Here is a 21,231-nt window from a genome sequence, read left to right on the forward strand (position 1 = left end):
AAGTTCCCGCGGGCCGAGGCGCGAAACTAGTCCGAGAGCATGTCCAGCACCGCCTGCTCGACCGGCTCGTCCTGGGGCACGGTCCGGCCCTTCTCGAACTCCTCCACGACCCGCGGGTCCACGTACGAGCTGCGGGCCACCGCCGGAGTGTTGCCGAGCATCTCCGCAACCTCCTTCATGGCGTGCGAGACAGCCTTCTTGCGGGCCGTCTTCGTCTTCTGCGGCCCGGCGGCGGCCAGTTCCTCGGCGGCCTTGACAGTGCCGTGCCAGGTACGGAAGTCCTTCGCGGTCATCTCCTCGCCGCTGATCTCCCGCAGGTATGCGTTGATGTCGTCGGCCCGGATGTCCCGCCACCGCCGACCGGCCGGATCCCAGTACGCGAACAGCCGCTGCTCCCCTCGCCGGCGCCGCTTGAGGTCACGCAGCACCTGGCAGACCTCGCCGTCCTCGACCGGGTTGGCGTGCTCGACCCCGGACTTGCCGGTGAACTCCAGCACCACGCAGCCGCCACGGACGCGGACGTGCTCGGGCAGCAGGGTGGACAGGCCGTAGGAGGGGTCCTCGTCGCGGCGGGCGTACTGGTCGCTGCCGACCCGGAACATGCCCATGTCGAGCAGCCGGACCACCGCCGCCAGCACCCGCTCGCGGGTCAGGCCCCGCCCGCTGAGGTCGGTGCAGAGCCGCGAGCGCATCTCCGGCAGCCGCTCGGCGATCTCCAGCGCGTGCTCGAACTTCTTCTCGTCGCGGGCGGTCCGCCAGTCCGGGTGGTAGAGGTACTGCTTGCGGCCGGCGGCGTCCTGCCCGGTGGCCTGGATGTGCCCGCGCGGATCGGTGCTGATCCACACGTCGGTCCACGCGGGCGGGATCACCAGTTCCTTGATCCGGGTGACGGCGTCCTGGTCGCGCAGCGTCGTGGTGCCGTCGGTGTCGAGATAGCGGAAGCCCTTGCCGGAGCGGCGCCGGCCGTAACCGGGCTTGGTCAGCTCACTACGCCGCAAACGCATGGCGCGCCTTTTCCGCCTCATCGGCCGCCGCGAGCACCTCGCCGACGCTCACCCGCAGCAGTGCGGGATGCACCCCGGGGTCCATGGTGTCGCCCCGCTCGGCCCGGGTGCCGTGCCAGATCGCCCGGTGGTACGCGCGGTCCGGCGGCGGCCCCCAGCGGCGCGGCGGCACCGGCCCGAACAACACGACCGACGGCGTCCGGTACGCGGTGGCCAGGTGCGCGATGCCCGTGTCTCCACTGACCAGCAGCCGGGCGTGGGCGACGAGCGCGGCCAGCTCATCGAGGCCGGTGTCCCCGGCCAGGACCGCGGTCGACGGCAGGCCGGCGTCGCGGGCCACCGCCAGGGCGAGCTCCCGCTCACCCGCCGAGCCGGTGACCACCACGTCGTGACCCCGCTCGGCCAGCGCCCGGGCAACCGCGGCGAAGTGCGGCCAGCGGCGGGCCGGGGACTTCGCACCCGGATGGACGATCGTGACCCCTCGCGGCCCGCCGACCCCGGGCACGGCCAGGGACAGGTCGCCGGGATCGGCCCGTACGTCGTAATGGCTCAGCAGCCGGCACCAGCGTCGCACCTCGTGCTCCTCCTCGGCCCAGGTCGGGCCGTCGAGATGCCCCGCGTCGGCGTTGGCAAACGCCCACATCCGCGCGGGTCGCAACGCCAGTAGCAGCCGGTGCGACTCCGGACCGCTGCCGTGCAGGTTGACCGCCAGTTCCGGGGCCGGCACGGCCGGCGGCGCGGCCGGCCCGTCGGTGGCCACGATCCGGTCGACGCCGCCGATCAGCTCGATCAGCGGCGTCAGCCAGGCCGGTGCGGCCAGCGCCAGGGTCCGGTCCGGGAACGCGGCACGCAGCGCCCGCAGTGCGGGCACGCCCGCGGCGAGGTCGCCGACGCCGAGGGCGCGCAACACCAGGATCACGGGTACGACGTCTCCTGCTCGGCCGCGACGATGAGCTCCCGCACAGCGCTGCCGGCCGGCTGGGTCAGCGCGAACATGATCGCGTTGGCCACGTTGGCCGGGTCGTTGAGGATCGCGTCCGGGCCGGGCTTGTACTGCTCGTCGCGGTCGTCGAAGAACTTCGTCCGCATGCCGCCGGGGATCAGCAGCGTGACGCCGACCTGCCCGGCCAGCTCGGCGGCGAGCGACCGGGTGAAGCCGACCACGCCGAACTTCGCGGCGCAGTACGCGGTCGCGTCGCTGACCGCCTTGATGCCCAGCGTGGAGGCGATGGTCACGACGGTGCCGTGCGACTCCTTGAGCGCCGGGATGGCCGCCCGGATGACCGCGGCGGTGGCCAGCAGGTCGATCATGACGATCCGGTCCCAGGTCTCGCCCGGGATGTCGGCCAGCGCGCCGGGCACGTCCATGCCGGCCGCGGTGACCACCCCGTCGATGCTGCCGCCGGCCTGGGCGATGACCTCGCGGGTGGCGGCCTCGGCGGCCCGGGTGTCGGCCAGGTCGCACTCGACCCACGGGACACCCTCGGCGGGCGGCTGCCGGTCGATGACGAACGGGCGGCCGCCGGCCTTGAGCACGGCGTCCACGACGGCGGCGCCCAGGCCGCTGGATCCGCCGGTGACGATGACAGCGTCGGTCATGAGTTTCCTTCCGAATGGCCGCGCGCGGCGGCGATGGTCCTGGTGGTGGAACGGCCGTCGAGATAGGGGACGATGACTGTCTGGCCACCCCAGCGGTGCATGAGCTCGGCCTCGGGCAGGTCCGGCCCGCCGTCGGCGTAGTCGCCGCCCTTGACCCAGATGTCCGGGCGCAGCCGGGCCAGCACGGCCTCGGGGGTCGGCTCGTCGAAGACCACGACGGCGTCCACGCAGTCGAGGGCGGCGAGCAGCCGGGCCCGGTCGCCCTGGCCGGTGAGCGGCCGGTCGGGGCCCTTGAGGGCGGCGACGCTGGAGTCGGAGTTGAGGCAGACGACCAGGCAGTCGCCCAGCTTGCGGGCGGCCTGCAGGGTCGCCAGGTGACCGATGTGCAGCAGGTCGAAGCAGCCGCCGGTGGCCACGACCGTGCCGCCCTGGGCGCGGACCCGGGCGATCACCCGGCTCGCCTCCTCGGTCTGCCGGTCGGGCTTGTCCGCGGGCGGGGCGAGGGCGACGGTGACGCCGCCGGCCGCCACGTACTCGGTCGCCGCGGTGACCGCCTGCTGGACCGCCTCGGAGACCAGTGCGCCGGAGGCCAGGGCCAGGGCGGCGGTGGCGGCGAACCGGTCACCGGCACCACAGGTGTCGCCGTCGGCGGCGTTGGGAGCGGGCACGACCAGCGGTGTCGACCCGGCGTGGCACAGCACCGCACCGTTCGCACCGACGGTCACAGCGACCGCACCGGCCCGCCAGCGCTGCCGCAACTGCTGGCCCGCGCGGTGCACAGTGCTCAGCATCGGCCCGGAACCGGCGTCGTCGGCGAGCTTGCGGACCTCGGCCTCGTTCGGGGTCACCAGCCGCACGTTGGGCACCGGGGCCGGCCCGTTCGGGTGCGGATCCCAGACCACGGGCGCCTTGGCCTCCTGCAACGCGGCGCGCAGCCGGGGGTTGCGGGCCACGCCCCGGCCGTAGTCGCTGACCAGGATCGCCGAGGCTTCCTTCAGCACCTCGAGGGCTGCCTCGCTCGGGTCGCCCGGTGCTACCGGGTCGCCGCCCCGGTCCAGGCGCACCAGCACCTGGCCGGCGGCGCGCAGCCGTACCTTCTCGGCGGTCGCACCCGCCAGCGGCAGCGGGTAGACCGCGATGCCGGCCTCGGTGAGCAGCTCGCAGAGCCGGCTCCCGGCGTCGTCGTCGGCGATCGCGGTGACCAGGGCGACGTCGTGGCCCTGACCGGCGGCGAGCAGCGCGGCCAGACCGGCCCCGCCGGGCCGGTCGGTGACGGACTCCTCGTCCAGCACCGGGGCGGGCGCGTCCGGCGCGACCCGCCGCACCGTCCCCTCGACATCCCGGTCGAGCAGAGTGTCACCCACGATGACCAGAAGCGGCCCGCTCATGACGCCAGCACCGGCTGCATGCGCCGCACGGGTCGCGCCGGTGCTTTTCCCAGCACCACCGGCAGCGCCCGGTCCAGGTACTCGCACATCACGTGGACCGAGATCAGGTGCAGCTCCTGGACCACCTGGGAGTCCGGCGACGGGCAGCACAGCGCCTCGTCGCAGGCGTCGGCGAGCGGGTTCGGGCCCGGACCGCACAGCGCCCAGGTGCGCACGCCGATCTCCCGGGCGGCGTCCGCGGCGGTGAGCAGGTTCGGGCTGCGGCCGCTGGTCGACATGAGCAGCAGCACGTCGCCGGGGCGGCCGTGGGCGCGGACCTGGCGGGCGAAGATCTCGTCGAAGCCGTAGTCGTTGCCGATCGCGGTGACCGCCGACGAATCCGGGGTCAGCGCGATCGCCGACAGCGGCATCCGCTCGTCGCGCAGCCGGCCGACCAGCTCGGCGGCGAGGTGCTGGGCCTCGGCCGCGCTGCCGCCGTTGCCGGCGACCAGCAACCGGCCGCCGTGGCCCAGGTGCCGGGCCAGCTCGCCGCCCCAGCGGGCCAGCCGGTCGGCGGCCGCCGCGCGGTACGGCAACAGCGCCGCGGCCATACCGGTGAGGTGTTCGTCCAGGAGGTCCATCAGGCGACTGCCTCTCGGGTCTGGTCCTCGGCCACGGCGCGACCGGTGACAGCGGCGTAGACGGCGGCGAGCCGGAGGGCCACGTGCCGCCAGGAGTACGAGTGGGTGGCCCGGTCGACGGCAGCCGCCGCATAGGAGAACCGGCGCACCTCGTCGGTGACCAACCGGCGCAGCGCCGACGCGAGCACCCGCGGGTCCCGGGCGGGCACCAGGTCGCCGGTGATCCCGTCGACCACGGTGTCGGTGAGCCCGCCGACGGCCGTGGCGACCACGGGCACCCCGCAGGCCATGGCCTCCAGCGGGGTCAGGCCGAAGGGCTCGTACCAGGGGGTGGCGGCGAGCAGGTCCGCGGAGCGGTACCAGCGCGGCATGTCGGCGGCGGCCACGGCACCGGCGAGCCGGACCCGGTCGCCGACCCGGCTGCGCTCGGCGAGGGCGCGCAGCTTGCGGGCGTACGGGTGGTCGTCGACCGAACCGTCCGGCGGTCCCCCGACGATGACCAGCTCGGCGCCGGGCACGGCCGGCATCGCGCGGATCAGGTCCTCGTAGCCCTTGCGTTCGACCAGCCGGCCCACCGTGATGATCCGCGGCACGTCCGGGTCGCGGGGCTCGGCCGGGCCGTCCGGGCGGAACCGGTCGGTGTTGACGCCCGAGGGCACCAGCGCCATCCGCGAGCGCGGCACGCCCAGCCGGATCAGCTCGCGGACCTCGTCCTGGCACTGCACGACGACCCGGTCGACGACCCGGCCGAGTTGGCGCTCGTAGGCGACCCGGTGCGCCGGGCTGGTGTCCGCGGCGCCCTGGTGGCGGCGCTTGACCGAGCCGAGCGCGTGATAGGTCTGCACGACCGGCACGTCGCAGGCTCGTCCGGCGGTCACGGCGGCCAGCCCGCTCATCCAGAAGTGCGCGTGCGCGACGTCCGGCAGCCAGTGCTCGCGCCAATCGGCGGCCATCCACTCGGCGAAGTCACCCATGAACGGCAGCAGGTCGTCCTTGGGCAGCACGGTGGCCGGTCCGGCCGGCACGTGCACGACCTGGAAGCCGTTGGCCGGGACCACCCGGGGCTGGTCCGGGCTCTCCCGGCGGGTGTAGACCCGCACCTCGTGGCCCTGGTCGACCAGGGCGGCGGCGAGTTCGGCGACGTGCGCGTTCTGGCCGCCCGCGTCCACGCCACCGAGGGCGGAGAGCGGGCTGGCGTGCTCCGAGATCATCGCTATGCGCATGTCTGCTCCTCCAGCAAGCGGTCCCAGTCCGCGAGGAACCGGTCCAGGCCGTAGCGGGCCAGCGCCACCTGGCGGGCCCGGGCGCCGAGCACCCGGGCCTGCTCGGGCTCCTCGATCAGCCAGTGGGCGGCGTCGACGAGCGTGTCGACGCGGGTGGCGAGCACGCCGGCGTCGTCCGGGACAGCGGCGATCGCCTCGGTCGTGGCCAGCGCGAGCACCGGCATGCCGATCTGCATGGCCTCGATCAGGCTCAGCCCCAGTGAGGTCCACCGGCAGAGGTGCAGGTACGCCCGCCTCTTCGCGATCTCGGCGTGCATCCGGGCCTGCGGCGGGTCGTCGTACGTGGTGACCCCGTCCAGGTGCAGGCCGGCGACGCCCATGCCGTACACGTCCAGGGGTGCCACCGCCGCGAACCGGGGCATCAGGTCGGTGCCGGTGACCCGGTTGCGCCGGACCGGCTCGTTGGTGACCACCGCGAAGCGGTCCAGCTCGCCGGTCCAGCGCGCGACCGGCTCGACGATGCCGTGCTCGATCACCGTGGTCCGGGTGCCGCCGACGTCCCAGAACAGGTCGTTGAAGTGGGTGACGTGGGCGACGATCAGGTCGTCCCGGTCGGCCATCGGGTGCCGGCTGTCGGGCACGTCGCCCTTGGGGGTGTTGTGCTCGACGTAGATCTTCGGCACGTCCAGGTGCGCGACCCGGTCGAGCTCCTCGGGCCGTTGCAGCACGACGACGTCCACGTCACGCACGTCGGCGAGGTCGACCTCCTCGACGGAGGCGGGCCAGTCGAAGGTGCGGGCCCGGCCGCGGCCCCACTCGTCGCGGGCGGCGTTCACGGGCACGAGGTAGCGGTGCTTGCCCTGGACGAACGACGTCGTCCAGGAACCGTGCACGTGCCAGAGCAGGATGTTCACGCGGCTACCTCACTGATGACGGGAACGGGGACACCGAGCAGGCGTACGGCGGTGACGACCTCGGCCGGGTCGATCCGGGTCAGGCACGGGTGGCCGGGCACGGGACAGACCGCGGCGCGGGTGTCGCGGCAGGCCGCGGCGGGATCGCCGAGACGCACGTAGGGCACCCGGTACGGGCCCCATTGACCGAAGGGGACGGTGGGGGCGTAGAGGCTGACGACGGGGGTGCCGACGGCCGCGGCGAGGTGGGCCGGGCCGGTGTTGCCGACCACCACACAGGACGCCCCGGCGATGAGCCGGGTCAGCTCGGCCAAGCTGGTCGCGCCGGCGGGCGTGCCCACCGCGGCGGCCAGCTCCTGCTCGTCCGGGCCACCGGTCACGATCACCCGGTGTCCCGCGCGTTCCAGCGCGACAACGATCGCCCGCATGGTCTGCGGCGGGCAGGCCCGGGCGTCGACCGAGGCGCCGGGGTGCACGACCACGTAGTCACCGGCGGCGTCCGGCGCGTCCACCCGTACCCGCAGGGCGCCGTCGTCGCCGTCCGGCAGGGCGAAACCGGCGGCTGCCGAGACCGAGCGGGCGCGCTCGGCCTCGGGCACCCCCACCGGTACGCGGTGCCGCACGTCCAGCAGCGAGCCGGGATAGTCGTCACTGATCGCCGTGATCCTCGCGACCCCGGCCGTACGCAGCAGCAACGCCAGGGGCAGCGCGGACTGGTGGAACGAGGTGAAGACGACGGCCTCGTCGGCGCCGACCGCGGCGAGCCGGGCCACCAGCTCACCGGTGAAGTCCGGGCCGACCGGCGCCGGCTGCGGGTCGATCCACGGCAGCCGGGCCTCGATGATCTCGTCCACGCCGGGCAGCAGCTCGGCGGCGGCCCGCCCGCGCGGCCCGCAGAGCAGGACGACCCGGTCGGCGCCGGCCGCGACGGCCCGGATGCCCGGCCCGGTGAGCAGCACGTCCCCGGCCGAGTCGGACCGTACGACCAGCACGGTGCCGCCGGGCCGGCGCGGCTCGCGCGGGGTGACCAGCGCCTGACGCTCGAGGATGAGGTCGACGGCACCGGTCAGGTCGGCGGCTCGGGCGGGCGCCGCGGCGACCTCGGGACTCAGCGTCACGGCGGTCGGCACGATGATCCCGGTGGCGCCGGCGGCCCCGGCCGCGACCATGTCCCGGCCGATGTCACCGACGACGACGCAGCGCGCCGGGGTCGTGCCCAGCGCTTCGGCGGCGCCCAGCACAAGGCCGGGGGCGGGCTTGCGGCAGGCGCAGCCCGCGGTGTCGTCGTGCGGGCACACCTGCCAGCTGTCGAACGGGCCGAGCAGCTCCTCGACCCGGGCGTTGACCGCGGCGAGCTGCTCCGCGCTGAACAGGCCCCGGGCCAGCCCGGACTGGTTGGTCACCACGCCCAGCCGCAGACCGGCGGCCCGCAGGCGGTCCAGGGCGGCCCGGGCCCCCGGCATCGGCTCGACCAGGGCCGGGTCGCCGTTGTACGGAACGTCGGCAATGAGAGTGCCGTCCCGATCGAACAGGACGGCATCGAAGAGAGCGGTCACAGCGCGGTCTCCAGCGGACGCGCGCCCCGCCATCGGAACCAGCCGCGCAACCAGTGCGCGACCGCGGCGGGCGGGATCGCGGCGCTGGTGGCGAGCATCGTGACCACCTCCCGGCGGTCCCGGGGACCGGGCTTGATCCGGGCGGCGGCGAACTCGGCGGTCCCGGCCCCCCAGGCGGCCGCCGCGGCGGCGGCCACGGTCAGCGCCCCGCGTCGCCGGGTGAGCAGCGCGGTGACCAGCGCACCGGCGGCGAGGGTGCCGGCGGCGGTGACGGCCAGGTGCCGGGGGCGGCGACCGGGCGGGATGTCGAGCTTGCCGCGCCAGCCCGGGCCGTACAGGCGGCGCAGCAGCGCGTCGTCGGCGTTGCCGCGCTGGGTGCGCACGCTGACCCAGCGGTCCTCGGGACGGACCGGGTGGGTGACCGTACGCGAGCCCCGGACCAGCCCCCAGCCCGCCGCCCGCACCCGGTACGCCAGCTCGGCGTCCTCCCGGAAGGCCCGCGGCAACCGCTCGTCGAAGCCACCGGCGGCCTCCAGCGCGGCCCGCCGGTACGCCATGTCGGCGGTGATCCACGCGCCGTCGGCGAGCGCCGCGGTGACCCGTTCCCAGTCGGTCGGCCGCCGGTCGGACGGCAGCGGCACCCGCAGCCGGCCCTGCACTCCCCCGGTCGACGCGGAGGCGCCGGTGAGGTCGGCGGCCAGCCGGACGAACCAGTCCGGATCGGGCAGCACGTCGTCGTCGAGGAACGCCACCCACTCGTGGCTCGCGGCGTGCCAGCCGACGTTGCGGGCAGCGGCCGGACCGGCGGCCCGGCCGGTGAGGATCTTCGCGTCGACGCCCGGCGGGAGCTCGAGCTCCTCGGCCGGGGCCGGGCGGTCGTCGACCAGCAGCAGCTCCACCGGCAGCGGAGCCGGGGCCCCGGCGGCCAGGGCGCTCAGCAGAGCGGTGAGGCTGGGCCGGCCGAGGGTCGGGACGACGACGGAGACTCCGGTCATCGGCCGCCCCCGAAGGCCGCGGCGCGGTGCACCGCGAACGGCCCGAGAGCCAGCAGGTCCACCGGGGCGGAACCGAACAGCTCCATCGCCTCGCGCGGAGTGTCCACCATGGGCCGCCCGGCCGTGTTCAGCGAGGTGTTGACGACCACCGGCAGGCCGGTGAGCCGCTCGAACTCGGCGAGCATCTCAGCCACCAGCGGCTCGGATTCGGTGTGCACGGTCTGCACCCGGGCGGTGCCGTCGACGTGCACGACGGCCGGGATCCGGTCCCGCCACTCGGGCTTCACCTGGTGCACGAAGAGCATGTACGGGCTCGGGTAGACGCCGTCGAAGATGTCGGCGAAGCGCTCGGCCCGGACCATCGGCGCGATCGGACGGAACTGCTCGCGGCCCTTCACGTTGTTCATCCGGGTCTGGGTGTCCGGGTCGCCGGGGTGGGCGAGCAGCGACCGGTGGCCCAGGGCGCGCGGGCCGTACTCGCTGCGGCCCTGGTACCAGGCCACGATGCCGTTGTCCGCGAGCACCTTGGCGGCCTCGGCAGCGATGGACTCCGGCCGGGTGTACGGCAGGGCGGCCCGCTGCAACTCGGCCTCGAGCTCCTCGTCGCTCCAGCCCCGGCCCAGGTCGGCACCGGTGAACGGCACGACCGGACCGGCCTCGCGGGAGATGCTCAGCGCGGCGCCCAGGGCGGTGCCGGAGTCACCGGCGGCCGGCTGCACCCAGACCCGCTCGTACGGGCCCTGCGCCGCGATCCGCGCGTTGGCTACGCAGTTGAGCGCGGTGCCACCGGCCATGGTCAGCGTCTTCGGTCCACCGGCGGCGTCGTACGTCCAGCGGGCCAGATCGAGCATGACCTCCTCGAGCCGGGCCTGGACGCTGGAGGCGAGATCGGCGTGCGCGTCGGTCATCTCGCCCTCGGCGCTGCGGGCCTTGGCCAGCGCGGACCAGTCGATGCGCTCGACGGTGAAGCCGCCGTCGTCGTTGGCGTGCACCAGCTCGCGGAGCAGCGGCAGGAACTTCGGCGTGCCGAACGAGGCCAGCGCCATCACCTTGTACTCGTCGCTGGAGTGCAGGAAGCCCAGGTGCCGGGTCAGGTCCTCGTAGAGCAGGCCGAGCGAGTGCGGCAGGCCCTGTCCGGCGAGGACGGTCAGCTCGCCGTCGCGGTAGACGCCGGAGAGGTGGCTGGCCACCTCGCCGCGTCCGTCGAGGACCAGCACGGCGCTGTCCTCCTCGACGGCGAGGCCGGCCGAGGCGGCGTGCGCCACGTGGTGCGGGACGAAGCGGACCTGCTCCGGGTCGAGCCCGGGCAGCGCGGCGGCGAGGAACTGCGGCGCCCGCCGGGCGTAGTCGACGCGCAGGTGGTCCCACGGGTCGGCCAGGCCGAGCTCAGCGGCGTCGCGGGTCAGGCCGGGATCGAACGAGTACGCGACCGCGTCCAGGTCGCCGGGCTTGAATCCGGCGCTCTCCAGACACCAGGCGGCGGCGAGCTCGGGCAGCTCCCAGGCGGAGAACGGCACCGGCCGCTTGCCGTGCTTGCGCCGGCTGAACCGCTCCTCCTCCGCGGCGGCGACCACCTGGCCGTCGACGACCAGGGCGGCGGCCGGATCGTGGAAGATCGCATTGATACCGAGGACACGCATGGCGCCCCGGATACCCCGGCCATTTTGACTTATTCGCTAGATCACTGACTTCTTCACGACTTCTTCAGCACTTCTTCAGAGGCCCTCGACCTGCACTGATAAAGGACGACGCCGCGTTTGCGAAGCCTGCTGAGGGGCAACCGGCGAGGCATGCATGACGTCGGACAACTCATCGGTGGAACCTGGACACCCGGCAGCGGGAGCGGCCGGCTGACCGTACTGAACCCCGCGGACGGCACTCCCGTGACGAGCGTCGCGGTCGCCTCGGAAGCTGACGTGGCCGCCGCGGTGAAGGCCGCGCGCGACGCCGCCCCGCTCTGGAGCCGGACCGCGGCGGGCGCCCGGGCGGCTGCCCTGCACGCGGCGGCGGACGCGGTCGAGGCCGCCGCGGACGAGCTCGCCGAGCTGATGAACGCGGAGATGGGCAAGCCCGTCGACGGCGCGAAGGACTCGATCGGCGCGGGCGTCGGCACCCTGCGCCAGTACGCCGAACTCGGGCCCACCCACCGGGGCCGGACGCTGGCGGGCAACGACGAGGCGATCGACCTCATGGCGTACGGGCCGCGCGGAGTGGTGGCGGTGGTGACGCCGTGGAACGACCCGGTCGCCGTCTCGTGCGGCCTGCTCGGCGCCGCCCTGGTGACCGGCAACACGGTGGTGTACAAGCCGAGCGAGCGCACCCCGGCCACCGGCTGGCGCCTCGCCCAGCTCCTCGCCCCGCACTTCCCGGACGGTGTGTTCTCACTGCTCAGCGGCGACGGCACGGTCGGGGCGGCGCTGGCCTCGGCGGAGGTGGACGTGGTCGCGCACGTCGGCTCGACCGCGACCGGCCGGGCCATCGCGGCGGCCTGCGCGACGACCGGCGCCAAGGCGCTGCTGGAGAACGGCGGCAGCGACCCGCTGATCGTCGACGCGGACGTCGACCCGGCGTGGGCGGCGCAGCAGGCGGCGGTCGGCTCCTTCGCCAACTCGGGGCAGATCTGCGTCGCCGTGGAACGGATCTATGCGCACCGCGACATCGCGGACGCGTTCCTGCGCGAGCTGGCCGAGCAGGCGAGGACCTGGGCCGGTGACCTCGGGCCGCTGGTCGACACCCGGCTCCGCGAGGCGGTGCACGCGCAGGTCAGCGCGGCGGTGCAGGACGGCGCGCGGGTGCTCACCGGCGGCGAGGTGCCGGACGGGCCGGGCGCGTACTACCCGCCGACCGTGCTGGCCGACTGCACCGACGACATGGCGGTGCTGCGGGAGGAGACCTTCGGCCCGGTCGCCCCGGTGGTCGTCGTCGACTCGTTCAGCGAGGCGCTGGCCCGGGCTGCGGAGTCACCGTACGGGCTGGCCGCGACGGTGCTGACCGGCTCGATGAGCCACGCCCAGCAGGCCTGGCGGGAGCTGCCGGTCGGCACCGTCAAGGTCAACGCGGTGTTCGGTGGCGCGCCCGGCGGTGCGGCGCATCCGCGCGGCGGCAGCGGGCAGGGCTTCGGGTACGGCCCCGAGCTGCTCGACGAGCTGACGGTCATGAAGGCGGTCCACCTGGAGGCCCCGCCGAACGGGTGGTGATCCCTACTGGATCGTGAGGACCCGCAGGGCGTCCTCCACAGTGTCCGGAAGTGGCCGGCGCCGGCGCAGCGCCCACGGGAGCAGGCGCGCGGCGTCGGCCACACCCCGCCGATCGTCCCGCCAGGCCGATACCGCCGTCCGCGCCACCACGGCCGGCGGGCGGCGCAGCAGAGCGGTGAGGACCCGGTTGCGCGCCTCGATGCGGTGCCGGGCGCCGTTGTCCCGGCCGGCCGGCAGCGGCAGGTGGCGCACGGTCAGGTCGGGCGCGTACGTCTGGAGCCAGCCGGCGGCGGCCAGGTCCATGGCCAGCAGGGCTTCTTCGCCGTACACGTGCAGTTTGGGGTTGAAGCCCCCCACCTGCAGGAACGCCTCCCGCCGGACGGTGACCGCACAGGCCAGGAAGCCCAGCACGGCCGGGCCGGGCGCGCCCTCGGGGACGCCGAGGGGCGCGGCGGCCATGGCCTCGGAGACCGGGTCGACGCGGGCCTGCGGCCCGACCAGCACGCGGGCGCTGAGCAGCCCGACCCGCGGGTGGTCCCGCAGCAGCGCGGCGGCGCCGGCGAGCGAGCCGGGCTCCCAGTACGAGTCGTCGTCGGCGAACGCGACATACGGGGTACGAGCCAGCTCCACGCCGACGTTGCGCGCCGCGGCTCCCCTGTTCTCACCCAGGGGCACCACCGTGACCTGCGGGAAAGCTGCCTGGATGGCCTCCGGGCTGCCGTCGTCGGAGCCGTTGTCGACCAGGATGACCGGGCCCTCGTGGTGCGGGATGGTCTCGAACAGCCGGGCGCGCCGGTTACGGGTGGCCACCACGACGGTGACTTCGCTGATCATCGCAGCGGCCTACCCCTACCGGCCCGGGACGAAACGGGAACTTTCACAGGCGCTGCAGCTTGTCGTGCAGGTCCTTCTGGAAGAAGTCGATGAAGCCTTCGGGGTCCGGGCCCGCGTTCTGCAGGACAATGTGGTCGAAGCCCGCCTCGGTGTACTTCTTCACCGCGGCCACGTACGGCTCGGCGTCCGGGCCCAGCGCGAACTGGCCGCGGACGTCCTCCTCGCGGACCGTCTGCGACGCCGCGTCGAAGTTCACCGGATTCGGCAGCTCGCTCATCACCTTCCAGCCGGTCAGCGCCCACCGGGTGGTCTTGAGGACCTCCTGGATGCCGGCCTCCTCGGTCGGGGCCCAGGCCATCGGCACCTCGGCGTAGCGGGGACCGGACCCGCCGGCGCCGGTGTAGCTCTCGACCAGGTCGGCGCGCGGCTCGGTGGCGAACAGCCCGTCACCCAGCTCGGCGGCCATCGCGGCGGCGCTCTTCCCGCCGGCCGCCACGGCGATCACCGGGAGCTGGTCCGGGAGGTCGAAGACCCGGGCGTCCTCCAGCTGCAGGTGCTTGCCCTCGTACGACTGGTAGCCGCCCTGCCAGAGCAGCTTGATGATCTCCAGCGCCTCGCGCAGCCGCTCGTGCCGGCCGCGGACGCTGGGGAAGCCCTGCCCGACGACGTGCTCGTTGAGCCGCTCCCCCGCGCCGATGCCCAGCGTGAACCGGTTGTCCGACACGATCGCCAGCGTGGCGGCCGCCTGGGCGATGATCGCCGGGTGGTACCGCACAGTCGGGCAGGTCACGCCGGTAGCCAGGCCGATCCGCTCGGTGCGCGCGGCGATCGCGCCGAGCACGGTCCAGGCGAACGGCGAGTGGCCCTGGACGTCCAGCCACGGGTGGAAGTGGTCGCTGATCTCGACGAAGTCGAAGCCGGCCTGCTCGGCCCGCACCGCCTGCTGGATGAGCTCCTTCGGGCCGAAGCCCTCGGCCGACAGCTTGTATCCGAACTTCATGGTGATCCCCTCGGTCTGCGGTCTCACCCCGGTCTGTGCCCGCCGCCGGGCACGACAAACGCCGGGCCGCACCCGAGGGTGCGGCCCGGCGCCGGCCGGTGCGGGAAGTCAGGAACGGGCCTGGCTGACCGCTTCCTTGCTCTGGTCCTTGGCGTCCTGCGCCGAGGACTGGGCCTGCTGCTTGGTGGTCTGCGCGGCGTCGGCGGCGGTCTCCTTGACCTGGCCGACCGCCTGCTGCACCGTGCCCGAGACGTCGTCCTTCATCTCGGCCGCGACGTCCTTGACCTTGTCGGTCAGGTCGCCGCTGTGCTCCTTGAGCTGCTGGCCGGCCCGCTTCTCGGCGTCGGTGACGGGGATCAGCGTGGCGGCGAGCATGCCGACACCGAAGGCGATGATGCCCGCGGCGAGCGGGTTGCCCTGGGTCTGCTGGGCCACCGCCTGCGGTGCGCCCCGCACCGCGTCTGCGGCGCTGTGCGCCTTGTCGCCCGCGGCGTCGGTGAGGTTCGACGCCTTGTCCTGCACCGTGCCCAGGGCCGAGGAGGCCTTGTCCTGCACGGTACCGGCGGCCGACGAGGCCTTGTCCTGCACGGTGCCCGCGGCGTTGCCCGCCGAGTGCCGCGCGTGCTCCGAGCTACCCATGACCTTCTCCTTCACGGCGGTCCAGCGGCGCTGGGCGGCCTTGGTAGGGCTGGTCTTCTCCGCCAGCAGATCCACGTGGCGGGTCATGGAGGCGCGCGTCGCCTCGATGTCCTGCCTCAACCGGTCGGGTTCTTCAGCCATTGCGCGTCCTCCTTGAGGGTGTCGACGGTGCGCCGCGGGGTCGGGTCCACGGTCTTGAGCTTCTTGCGGCCGTTGCTGTAGAGCACCGCGCCGACGATCCCCCAGAGCACCGCCACGATCAGCGCGGCCCAGCCGGGATCCATCACGTTGCTGAGGGCGGCCACCAGCGCGAAGCTGAGCAGCACCAGCACCAGGTAACCGGCGAAGGCGGCGGCGCCGAGCATCCCGGCCGCCTTGCCGGCCTTCGAGGCCTCCTGCTTCAGCTCGACCTTGGCCAGCTCCACCTCCTGGCGGAACAGCGTGGACAGGTCGTTGCTGATGTTGCCGATCAGTTCACCGACGGAGGTCTCGCTGACCTCCTCGGCGTGGTCATGCGAGTGACCGGTGGGGTAGGGCGCGGTCATCGCGTGCCGCCCGGGTAGTCCCGCGTGGTCCCGGTGACGTAGTCCTCCTCGACGACGACCGGCGTGCCGGTGCCTGTCGAGGCGTACTCGGTGGTGGCCGCCGGGTAGCCGGAGGTCGTGTCGACCGCCGGGTCCACGTAGCCGGTCGTCCCGGTCGTGTAACCGGTCGTCGCCGGGGTGGTGTAGCCGGTGTCGTAGGTGCCCGGGTTGGACACGAACGAGTCGCTGGAGGGCTTGTCCGACGAGAGGTCGTCGGCCTTGGCCACGCCCTTGCCCAGCCGGGCCACCACGAAGCCGGCGGCCAGCGCACCCGCGAGGAACGCGCCGGGACGACGCCGGGCGAAGTCCTGGACCTCGCGCAGCACGCCCTCGGGGCCGTTGTTCTCCAGGTAACCGGCGAGCTGCCGGCCGCTGTCCGCGACGCGCGAGACGATCTGGGTGGCGGGCGAGTCGGCCCGGTCGCCGCGCATCTCCTCCAGGTGGTCCGCCATCTCGCGGATGCTGCCGACCAGCTTGTCGTTCTGCGTCCGGGCCTGCTCGCTCACCTTGCCGCGAACCTCGGACGCGACGTTGCGGACCTGGGTCTTGGCCTCGGAGCCGACCCGCTGGGCCTGCTGCTTGGCGGTGTCCTTGACGTCAGTGGCGGCCTGACCCGCGGCTTGGGCGGTCTGTCCGGCGGCCTGCTTGACCGCGGACTGGTCGCCGCCCGAGGAGCCCTGCCCGGTCGCCGGGTACGTCTCGGCGGGGTAGGTCGTCTCGGGATATGTCGTCGCCGCGTAGGTCTCGGTGACCGGCACGTCGGCGAGGGGGGTGGTGTCCGGCGCGCGGGCGCCCGCAGACGGGTCACTCATTGCTGCCTCCATCGTGGTTCGTTCGTCCGTTGGTGCTTCGCGATATTGGTTACCCGGGGTGGCCTCCGCTAACGCATAAAACGGCCCGCACAATACGACGAATTCTTTCCGCATAGATCGCTTTCCAGCGGGTACTCACCATGACTCCCTTTTCCTACAGCCCCCATCGGTTTACCATGCTGTGGACGATCGAGACCGGTCAGTGCCGCAGAGGAGCACCCTGATGGACGACATGCTGGACGAGGGCACCTACGACCGGCGCCGGCTGGCCCAGTGGCGGGCCGGTGAGGCAACCGGCTTCTCCCGCCGGGACCTGCTTAAACTCACCGCCGCGGCGAGCGCGGGCCTGGCCGGCGTGGCCGCCACGGGCACCGCCGCCACCGCCGCCGCGCCAGGGCCGATCGTGAAGCCCCTGCCCCCGGAGCTCTTCACCGTGCTGGGCACCAACGCCGAGATGCGCTGGTCCGCGCTGGCCGACCAGGGCCATCTGGTGCCGATCGACCGCTTTTTCGTCCGCAACCACACCAGCACACCGATCATCGATGCGGCGGATTGGCGGCTGCGCCTGTTCGGCGCCGGACTGCGACACGGACCGATCACATTAACGTATGACGAATTGCGCCGCCTCCCGAGCGAAACGGTCACCGCGACGGTGGAATGCGCGGGAAACGGCCGCAGCTACTTCACCACCCAGCAGGGTCAGACGGTGTCCGGCACGGCCTGGAAGCTCGGCGGCGTCGGCGTGGCCCGCTGGCGCGGCGTACGGCTGTCCACCGTGCTGCGTCGCGCCGGCCTCAGCCGCCACGCGGTGGACGTGCTGCCGGCCGGACTGGACCCGAACTTCGTCAGCGGCGGCGTGGACCTCGGCCCGGTCCGCCGCCCGCTGCCGATCCGCAAGGCACTGCACGACGTGCTGCTCGCGTACGAGATGAACGGCGAACCCCTGCCCGCCGACCACGGCCACCCGGTGCGGCTGGTGGTGCCCGGCTGGATCGGCATCGCCTCGATCAAGTGGCTGGGCAGCATCGAGGTCAGCGACGTTCCGCTGTTCTCACCCTGGAACACCCAGTTCTACCGGCTGTTCGGCCCGGACCACCCGGCGGAGGGCGAACCCTTCGACCGCCAGGTCCTCAAGAGCGCCTTCGAACTGGACCCGGGCGCGCAGGTGCCGGCAGGCCGGCACGTGCGGCTACGCGGCCGGTCCTGGTCGGCGGCGGGCGCGATCCGGCACGTGGACGTCAGCACGGACGGCGGCACGACCTGGCGCCGGGCCCGCCGGGTCGGCGGCAGCGAGGGCCACGCATGGCAGCGCTGGGAGGTGGACTGGCGGCCGGCCGCGGGCGCGCACGAGCTGCTGGCCCGGGCGACCGACGTCCGCGGCAACACCCAGCCGGACGTGGCGGACTACAACGAGCTGGGCTACCTGTTCGACGCCGTGGTCCGGCACCCCGTGGTGGCCGTCTGACCAGTCAGCCGTGCCAGGTGCGCCACAGGGCGGCGTACGTGCCGTCCGCCGCGACCAGTTCGTCGTGCGTGCCCAGCTCCACGAGCCGCCCGCCGTCCATCACCGCCACCCGGTCCGCGTCATGGGCGGTCTGCAGCCGGTGCGCGATCGCGATCACCGTACGGTCGTGCAGCACCGCGGCCAGCGACCGTTCCGCGTCCCGGGCGGTCGTCGGGTCGAGCAGTGCCGTCGCCTCGTCCAGCACCACCGTGTGCGGGTCGGCCAGTACCACCCGGGCCAGCGCCAGCTGCTGGGCCTGCGCCCCGTCGAGGACGAAGCCGTCGCCGCCCAGCCGGGTGTCCAGGCCGTCCGGCAGTTCCCGGACCCAGTCCGCGCCGACGATGGCCAGCGCCGAACGCAGGTCGTCGTCGGACGCGTCCGGGGCGGCCAGGGTCAGGTTGTCGCGGACCGCGTCGCGGAACACGTGGTGTTCCTGGGTGACCAGGACGACCTGGCGGCGCAGGAGGCTCGGCGGCAACTCGGCGATCGGCACGCCGCCCACGGTCAGCGTGCCGGCGCGGGGGCGGTCGACCCCGGCGAGCAGCCGGCCGAGGGTCGACTTGCCGGCGCCGGAGCGGCCGACCAGGGCGAGCCGCTCCCCCGGGCGCACGGTCAGGTCGACGCCGCGCAGGACGTCGCGGCCGCCGTCGTAGGCGTACCGCACGCCGCGCGCCTCGATCCGGTCGCCGGCGGGTGCGCGGCGTTCGGTGACCACCGCCCGCGGGATCACCGACAGCCCCTCGACCCGTGCGAAGGACGCCCCGCTGCTCTGCAGCTGCTCCAGCCAGATCAGGATCGCGTCGAGCGGCACGGCGAGCTGGCGCAGATACAGCGCGGTCGCCGCGACGGCGCCCAGGGAGAGCAGCCCGTTGACGTAGAGGGTGCCGCCGACCAGCAGCACGGCGACCACCGGCACCACGTAGGAGACGTCGACCGCGGGGAACAGCACGCTGCGCAGGAACAAGGTGCGCAACCGGGTCCGGCGGGCCCGGGCGATCGCGGCGTCGCCCGCTGCCCGGCGGCGTTCCTGCAGGCCCAGGGCCTCGACCGTACGGGTGCCGGCGATTGTCGAGGCCAGCTCGTCGGCCAGCGCCGACCCGGCCGCCCCCTCGTCCAGGTAGGCCGTCGGCGCTCGGCGCAGGTACCACCGGGTGGCCAGCGGGATCGCCGACAGTCCGGCCAGGGCCACCACGCCGAGCAACGGGTCCAGCAGGAAGACGGCGACGATCACGAACAGGGCCTGCGCCGAGGCGATGAGCACCTCGGGGATCGCGTCGCGCAGCGTCACGGCGACCGTGCTGACGTCGCCGGTGCCGCGGGCGGCCAGGTCGCCGGTCGGCACGCGTTCCACCACCGAGGCGGGCAGGGCCAGGGCCCGGTCGACGAACCGTTCGCGGACCCGGGCCGCCGTACGCTCGCCGAAGCGGTAGCCGACCGCCAGCGCCGAGCGGGCCAGCAGGGTCTGCGCGACCGTGCACAGCAGGATCGCGCCGGCGAGCTGGTCGACGGCGTGCACGGAGGCGTGGCCGCTGGTGACCGTGTCGACGATGCGGCCCAGCAGCCACGGGCCGGCCAGCCCGGCGACCGCCGCGAGGGCGTTGAGCAGCACCATCAGCGCGACGGCCCGCCGGTCGTCGCGGATCAGCCGGATCGCGGCGCGGCGCACGTGGGCGCCGCCGGCGATCGGCAGGGTGCTCACCGGACGACCTCCGGCAGCGCGGCCTCCCCCGCCGCCCGGGTGACCAGCGCGCGGTAGCCGGGCTCGGTGTCGAGCAGGGCGCGGTGCGTGCCGGTGGCCGCCAGCCGGCCGTCGACCAGGTAGTGCACGATGTCGGCCCGGTCCAGCAGGGCCGGGGAGGTCGTCGCGACCAGCGTGGTCCGGCCGGCCCGGGCGATGGGCAGGCGCTGCGCGATGGCGGCCTCGGTGTGCGCGTCCACGGCCGAGGTCGGTTCGACGGCGAGCAGGATCTCCGGGTCGGCGTAGAGGGCGCGGGCGAGCCGGATGCGCTGGCGCTGGCCGCCGGAGAGGTTGCGGCCCTGGGTGTCGACGGTCGACGCGGTCCCGTCGCTGAGACCGTCCACGATGTCGCCAGCGACGGCGGCGGTCAGTGCGCGGGTGACCGCTGCGTCGTCCACCGGCGACCGGCCCGCGACGATCTCGCCCAGCGTGCCGGTGAACATATATGCCTCGTTGTCGGCCATCAGGATCCGGTCACGGACCGCGAGCCCGTCCATCCGCAGCCCGCCCCAGGTGGCACGGGTCGGGCCGTAGCGGCCGAGCCGGTCCACCACCGCGGCGGCGTCGGCGGGCCGGGCGCTGGCCAGCACGGTCAGCCGGCCGGGCACCACGACCACGCCGGACTCGGGGTCGCGCAGCACCGCCGGGCCGTCGGGGCCGGGCCGGGTCGGTGCCGGATCCACCGGCAGGCGCAGGAAATCCACGACGCGGCCCCCGGCGACCAGGGCGCGGCTGATGTCGAAGCCGCCCTCGATGAAGAACGCGACCGGGACGACGAGCACGGCCGCGTACCCCCAGACCGCGACCAGCTCGCCGACCGTGATCTGGCCCTGGGCCGCCATCCGCGCGGCCAGCCAGATCACCACGGCCAGGAACAGCGCGGGCAGGCCGACGCCGAGCGCCTGGATCCAGCTGGTCACCGCGCCGACCAGGTAGCCCTCCTCGGCGACCCGCTGGGAGTCGCGGCGGTAGCGGCGGGCGTAACCCTCTTTGCCGCCGAGGCCGTTGAGGATGCGCAGCCCGGCCATGATGTCGACGAGCCGGTCGGCGAGCGCGCCCTGGTGGTCGCGGTAGCGGGCGCCGGCGCGCTGGAGCCGGCTGAGCATCGGGCCGACCACGGTGGCCAGCACCGGCACGCCGGCGAGCACCACGACCGCGAGCAGCGGCGAGATCTTCAGCAGCAGCACGGCGACCACGACGTAGGCGACGACGGCGCCCAGCCCGGGCCCGGTCACGGTGAGGGCCTGGGCCAGCACCCAGACGTCGGCGATGCCGATGGTGACGATCTCGCCGGCGCCGATCCGCCGCGGCAGCGCGGCGCCGAGCCGGGTGGCGTGCGCGATGACGGCCCGCACGGTGCGGAAACCGCCGTCCAGCCGGATCTTGGTCATGGTGCGGTGCCGCAGGATGGCCAGCAGCGCGTTGACCGCGCCGACCACGAAGAGCACGGCCACCCAGCCGGTCAGCGCGGCCAGATCGCGCCGCTGCAGGCCGCGGTCGATGGCCTGGGAGAGCAGGTACGGCGGGAGCGTCAGCCCCACCATCCACAGCGACCCGAGCACCGCGCCGGCGGTGATCCGCAGCTTCTGCCGCCGCACGAGCCACCACAGGTACGGCAGCGGAC

19 protein-coding genes are annotated in these 21,231 nt (G+C 74.1%); 2 read left to right on the forward strand and 17 right to left on the reverse strand.

The genetic code is table 11. The features are described 5' to 3' along the window. Window positions 1-26 precede the first annotated feature (26 nt). Genes ACQP2Y_RS29055 through ACQP2Y_RS29100 form a run of 10 tightly spaced genes read right to left on the reverse strand, consistent with a single transcriptional unit; the run spans window position 27 to window position 10,939 of the window. Entirely contained in the window at window positions 27-1,004 is a 978-nt protein-coding gene (locus ACQP2Y_RS29055; protein WP_433718240.1) for a DNA topoisomerase IB, read from the reverse strand. Beyond that, window positions 988-1,923 carry a glycosyltransferase family 9 protein gene (locus tag ACQP2Y_RS29060; RefSeq protein ID WP_433718241.1) on the reverse strand — a complete coding sequence of 312 codons (936 nt, stop codon included), beginning with the start codon at window positions 1,921-1,923 and terminating at the stop codon, window positions 988-990. The genes ACQP2Y_RS29055 and ACQP2Y_RS29060 overlap by 17 nt, the downstream gene beginning before the upstream one ends. After that, window positions 1,920-2,603: an SDR family oxidoreductase gene (locus ACQP2Y_RS29065; protein ID WP_433718242.1), complete on the reverse strand. Its 684-nt coding sequence runs from the start codon at window positions 2,601-2,603 to the stop codon at window positions 1,920-1,922. The genes ACQP2Y_RS29060 and ACQP2Y_RS29065 overlap by 4 nt, the downstream gene beginning before the upstream one ends. After that, window positions 2,600-3,991, reverse strand: coding sequence for a PfkB family carbohydrate kinase (locus ACQP2Y_RS29070; RefSeq protein WP_433718243.1), 1,392 nt, complete (start codon window positions 3,989-3,991; stop codon window positions 2,600-2,602). Before ACQP2Y_RS29070 ends, ACQP2Y_RS29065 begins: the two co-directional genes overlap by 4 nt. Continuing rightward, entirely contained in the window at window positions 3,988-4,611 is a 624-nt protein-coding gene (locus ACQP2Y_RS29075) for a D-sedoheptulose-7-phosphate isomerase (RefSeq protein WP_212989403.1), read from the reverse strand. The genes ACQP2Y_RS29070 and ACQP2Y_RS29075 overlap by 4 nt, the downstream gene beginning before the upstream one ends. After that, window positions 4,611-5,834: a glycosyltransferase gene (locus ACQP2Y_RS29080; protein ID WP_433718244.1), complete on the reverse strand. Its 1,224-nt coding sequence runs from the start codon at window positions 5,832-5,834 to the stop codon at window positions 4,611-4,613. Before ACQP2Y_RS29080 ends, ACQP2Y_RS29075 begins: the two co-directional genes overlap by 1 nt. Beyond that, window positions 5,825-6,748: a glycosyltransferase gene (locus ACQP2Y_RS29085; protein WP_433718245.1), complete on the reverse strand. Its 924-nt coding sequence runs from the start codon at window positions 6,746-6,748 to the stop codon at window positions 5,825-5,827. The genes ACQP2Y_RS29080 and ACQP2Y_RS29085 overlap by 10 nt, the downstream gene beginning before the upstream one ends. Beyond that, window positions 6,745-8,337, reverse strand: a complete 1,593-nt coding sequence (locus ACQP2Y_RS29090) for an HAD-IIIA family hydrolase (protein ID WP_433718247.1) — start codon at window positions 8,335-8,337, stop codon at window positions 6,745-6,747. The genes ACQP2Y_RS29085 and ACQP2Y_RS29090 overlap by 4 nt, the downstream gene beginning before the upstream one ends. Then, window positions 8,301-9,299 carry a glycosyltransferase family 2 protein gene (locus ACQP2Y_RS29095; RefSeq protein ID WP_433718248.1) on the reverse strand — a complete coding sequence of 333 codons (999 nt, stop codon included), beginning with the start codon at window positions 9,297-9,299 and terminating at the stop codon, window positions 8,301-8,303. The genes ACQP2Y_RS29090 and ACQP2Y_RS29095 overlap by 37 nt, the downstream gene beginning before the upstream one ends. After that, a complete protein-coding gene (locus ACQP2Y_RS29100; protein ID WP_433718250.1) occupies window positions 9,296-10,939 on the reverse strand; it encodes a carbamoyltransferase family protein in 1,644 nt (547 codons plus the stop codon). The genes ACQP2Y_RS29095 and ACQP2Y_RS29100 overlap by 4 nt, the downstream gene beginning before the upstream one ends. Before the next feature lie 150 nt (window positions 10,940-11,089). On the opposite strand from ACQP2Y_RS29100, the gene ACQP2Y_RS29105 reads away from it, so the two are divergent. Continuing rightward, the gene (locus ACQP2Y_RS29105) at window positions 11,090-12,496 is read left to right on the forward strand and encodes an aldehyde dehydrogenase family protein (RefSeq protein WP_433718252.1); all 1,407 of its coding nucleotides are present in this window, start codon (window positions 11,090-11,092) and stop codon (window positions 12,494-12,496) included. A 3-nt stretch (window positions 12,497-12,499) separates the two neighbouring features. Here the strand turns inward: ACQP2Y_RS29105 and ACQP2Y_RS29110 are convergent, their stop codons facing one another. The 5 genes from ACQP2Y_RS29110 to ACQP2Y_RS29130 form a co-directional block, all read right to left on the reverse strand. Next, window positions 12,500-13,330, reverse strand: a complete 831-nt coding sequence (locus ACQP2Y_RS29110) for a glycosyltransferase family 2 protein (protein WP_433718253.1) — start codon at window positions 13,328-13,330, stop codon at window positions 12,500-12,502. A 43-nt stretch (window positions 13,331-13,373) separates the two neighbouring features. Further along, on the reverse strand, window positions 13,374-14,330 hold the full coding sequence (locus tag ACQP2Y_RS29115; protein WP_433718255.1) for a TIGR03557 family F420-dependent LLM class oxidoreductase: 957 nt from the start codon (window positions 14,328-14,330) through the stop codon (window positions 13,374-13,376). Window positions 14,331-14,438: 108 nt separating this feature from the next. Further along, window positions 14,439-15,110: a DUF3618 domain-containing protein gene (locus tag ACQP2Y_RS29120; RefSeq protein WP_433718256.1), complete on the reverse strand. Its 672-nt coding sequence runs from the start codon at window positions 15,108-15,110 to the stop codon at window positions 14,439-14,441. Next, a complete protein-coding gene (locus tag ACQP2Y_RS29125; protein ID WP_433718257.1) occupies window positions 15,086-15,514 on the reverse strand; it encodes a phage holin family protein in 429 nt (142 codons plus the stop codon). Before ACQP2Y_RS29125 ends, ACQP2Y_RS29120 begins: the two co-directional genes overlap by 25 nt. Further along, on the reverse strand, window positions 15,511-16,365 hold the full coding sequence (locus ACQP2Y_RS29130) for a hypothetical protein (RefSeq protein WP_433718259.1): 855 nt from the start codon (window positions 16,363-16,365) through the stop codon (window positions 15,511-15,513). The genes ACQP2Y_RS29125 and ACQP2Y_RS29130 overlap by 4 nt, the downstream gene beginning before the upstream one ends. Before the next feature lie 223 nt (window positions 16,366-16,588). Between ACQP2Y_RS29130 and ACQP2Y_RS29135 the strand changes: the two genes are divergently transcribed. After that, window positions 16,589-17,830, forward strand: coding sequence for a sulfite oxidase (locus tag ACQP2Y_RS29135; RefSeq protein WP_433718260.1), 1,242 nt, complete (start codon window positions 16,589-16,591; stop codon window positions 17,828-17,830). A 4-nt stretch (window positions 17,831-17,834) separates the two neighbouring features. Here ACQP2Y_RS29135 and ACQP2Y_RS29140 read toward each other — a convergent pair whose 3' ends face one another. Together ACQP2Y_RS29140 and ACQP2Y_RS29145 are read right to left on the reverse strand one after the other, a co-directional pair. Next, on the reverse strand, window positions 17,835-19,568 hold the full coding sequence (locus ACQP2Y_RS29140) for an ABC transporter ATP-binding protein (protein WP_433718261.1): 1,734 nt from the start codon (window positions 19,566-19,568) through the stop codon (window positions 17,835-17,837). Then, a complete protein-coding gene (locus ACQP2Y_RS29145; RefSeq protein ID WP_433732102.1) occupies window positions 19,565-21,184 on the reverse strand; it encodes an ABC transporter transmembrane domain-containing protein in 1,620 nt (539 codons plus the stop codon). The genes ACQP2Y_RS29140 and ACQP2Y_RS29145 overlap by 4 nt, the downstream gene beginning before the upstream one ends. Window positions 21,185-21,231: the final 47 nt, after the last annotated feature.

The organism is Actinoplanes sp. CA-051413 (assembly GCF_050955795.1).
In the GTDB taxonomy this organism is placed as follows: Bacteria; Actinomycetota; Actinomycetes; order Mycobacteriales; family Micromonosporaceae; genus Actinoplanes.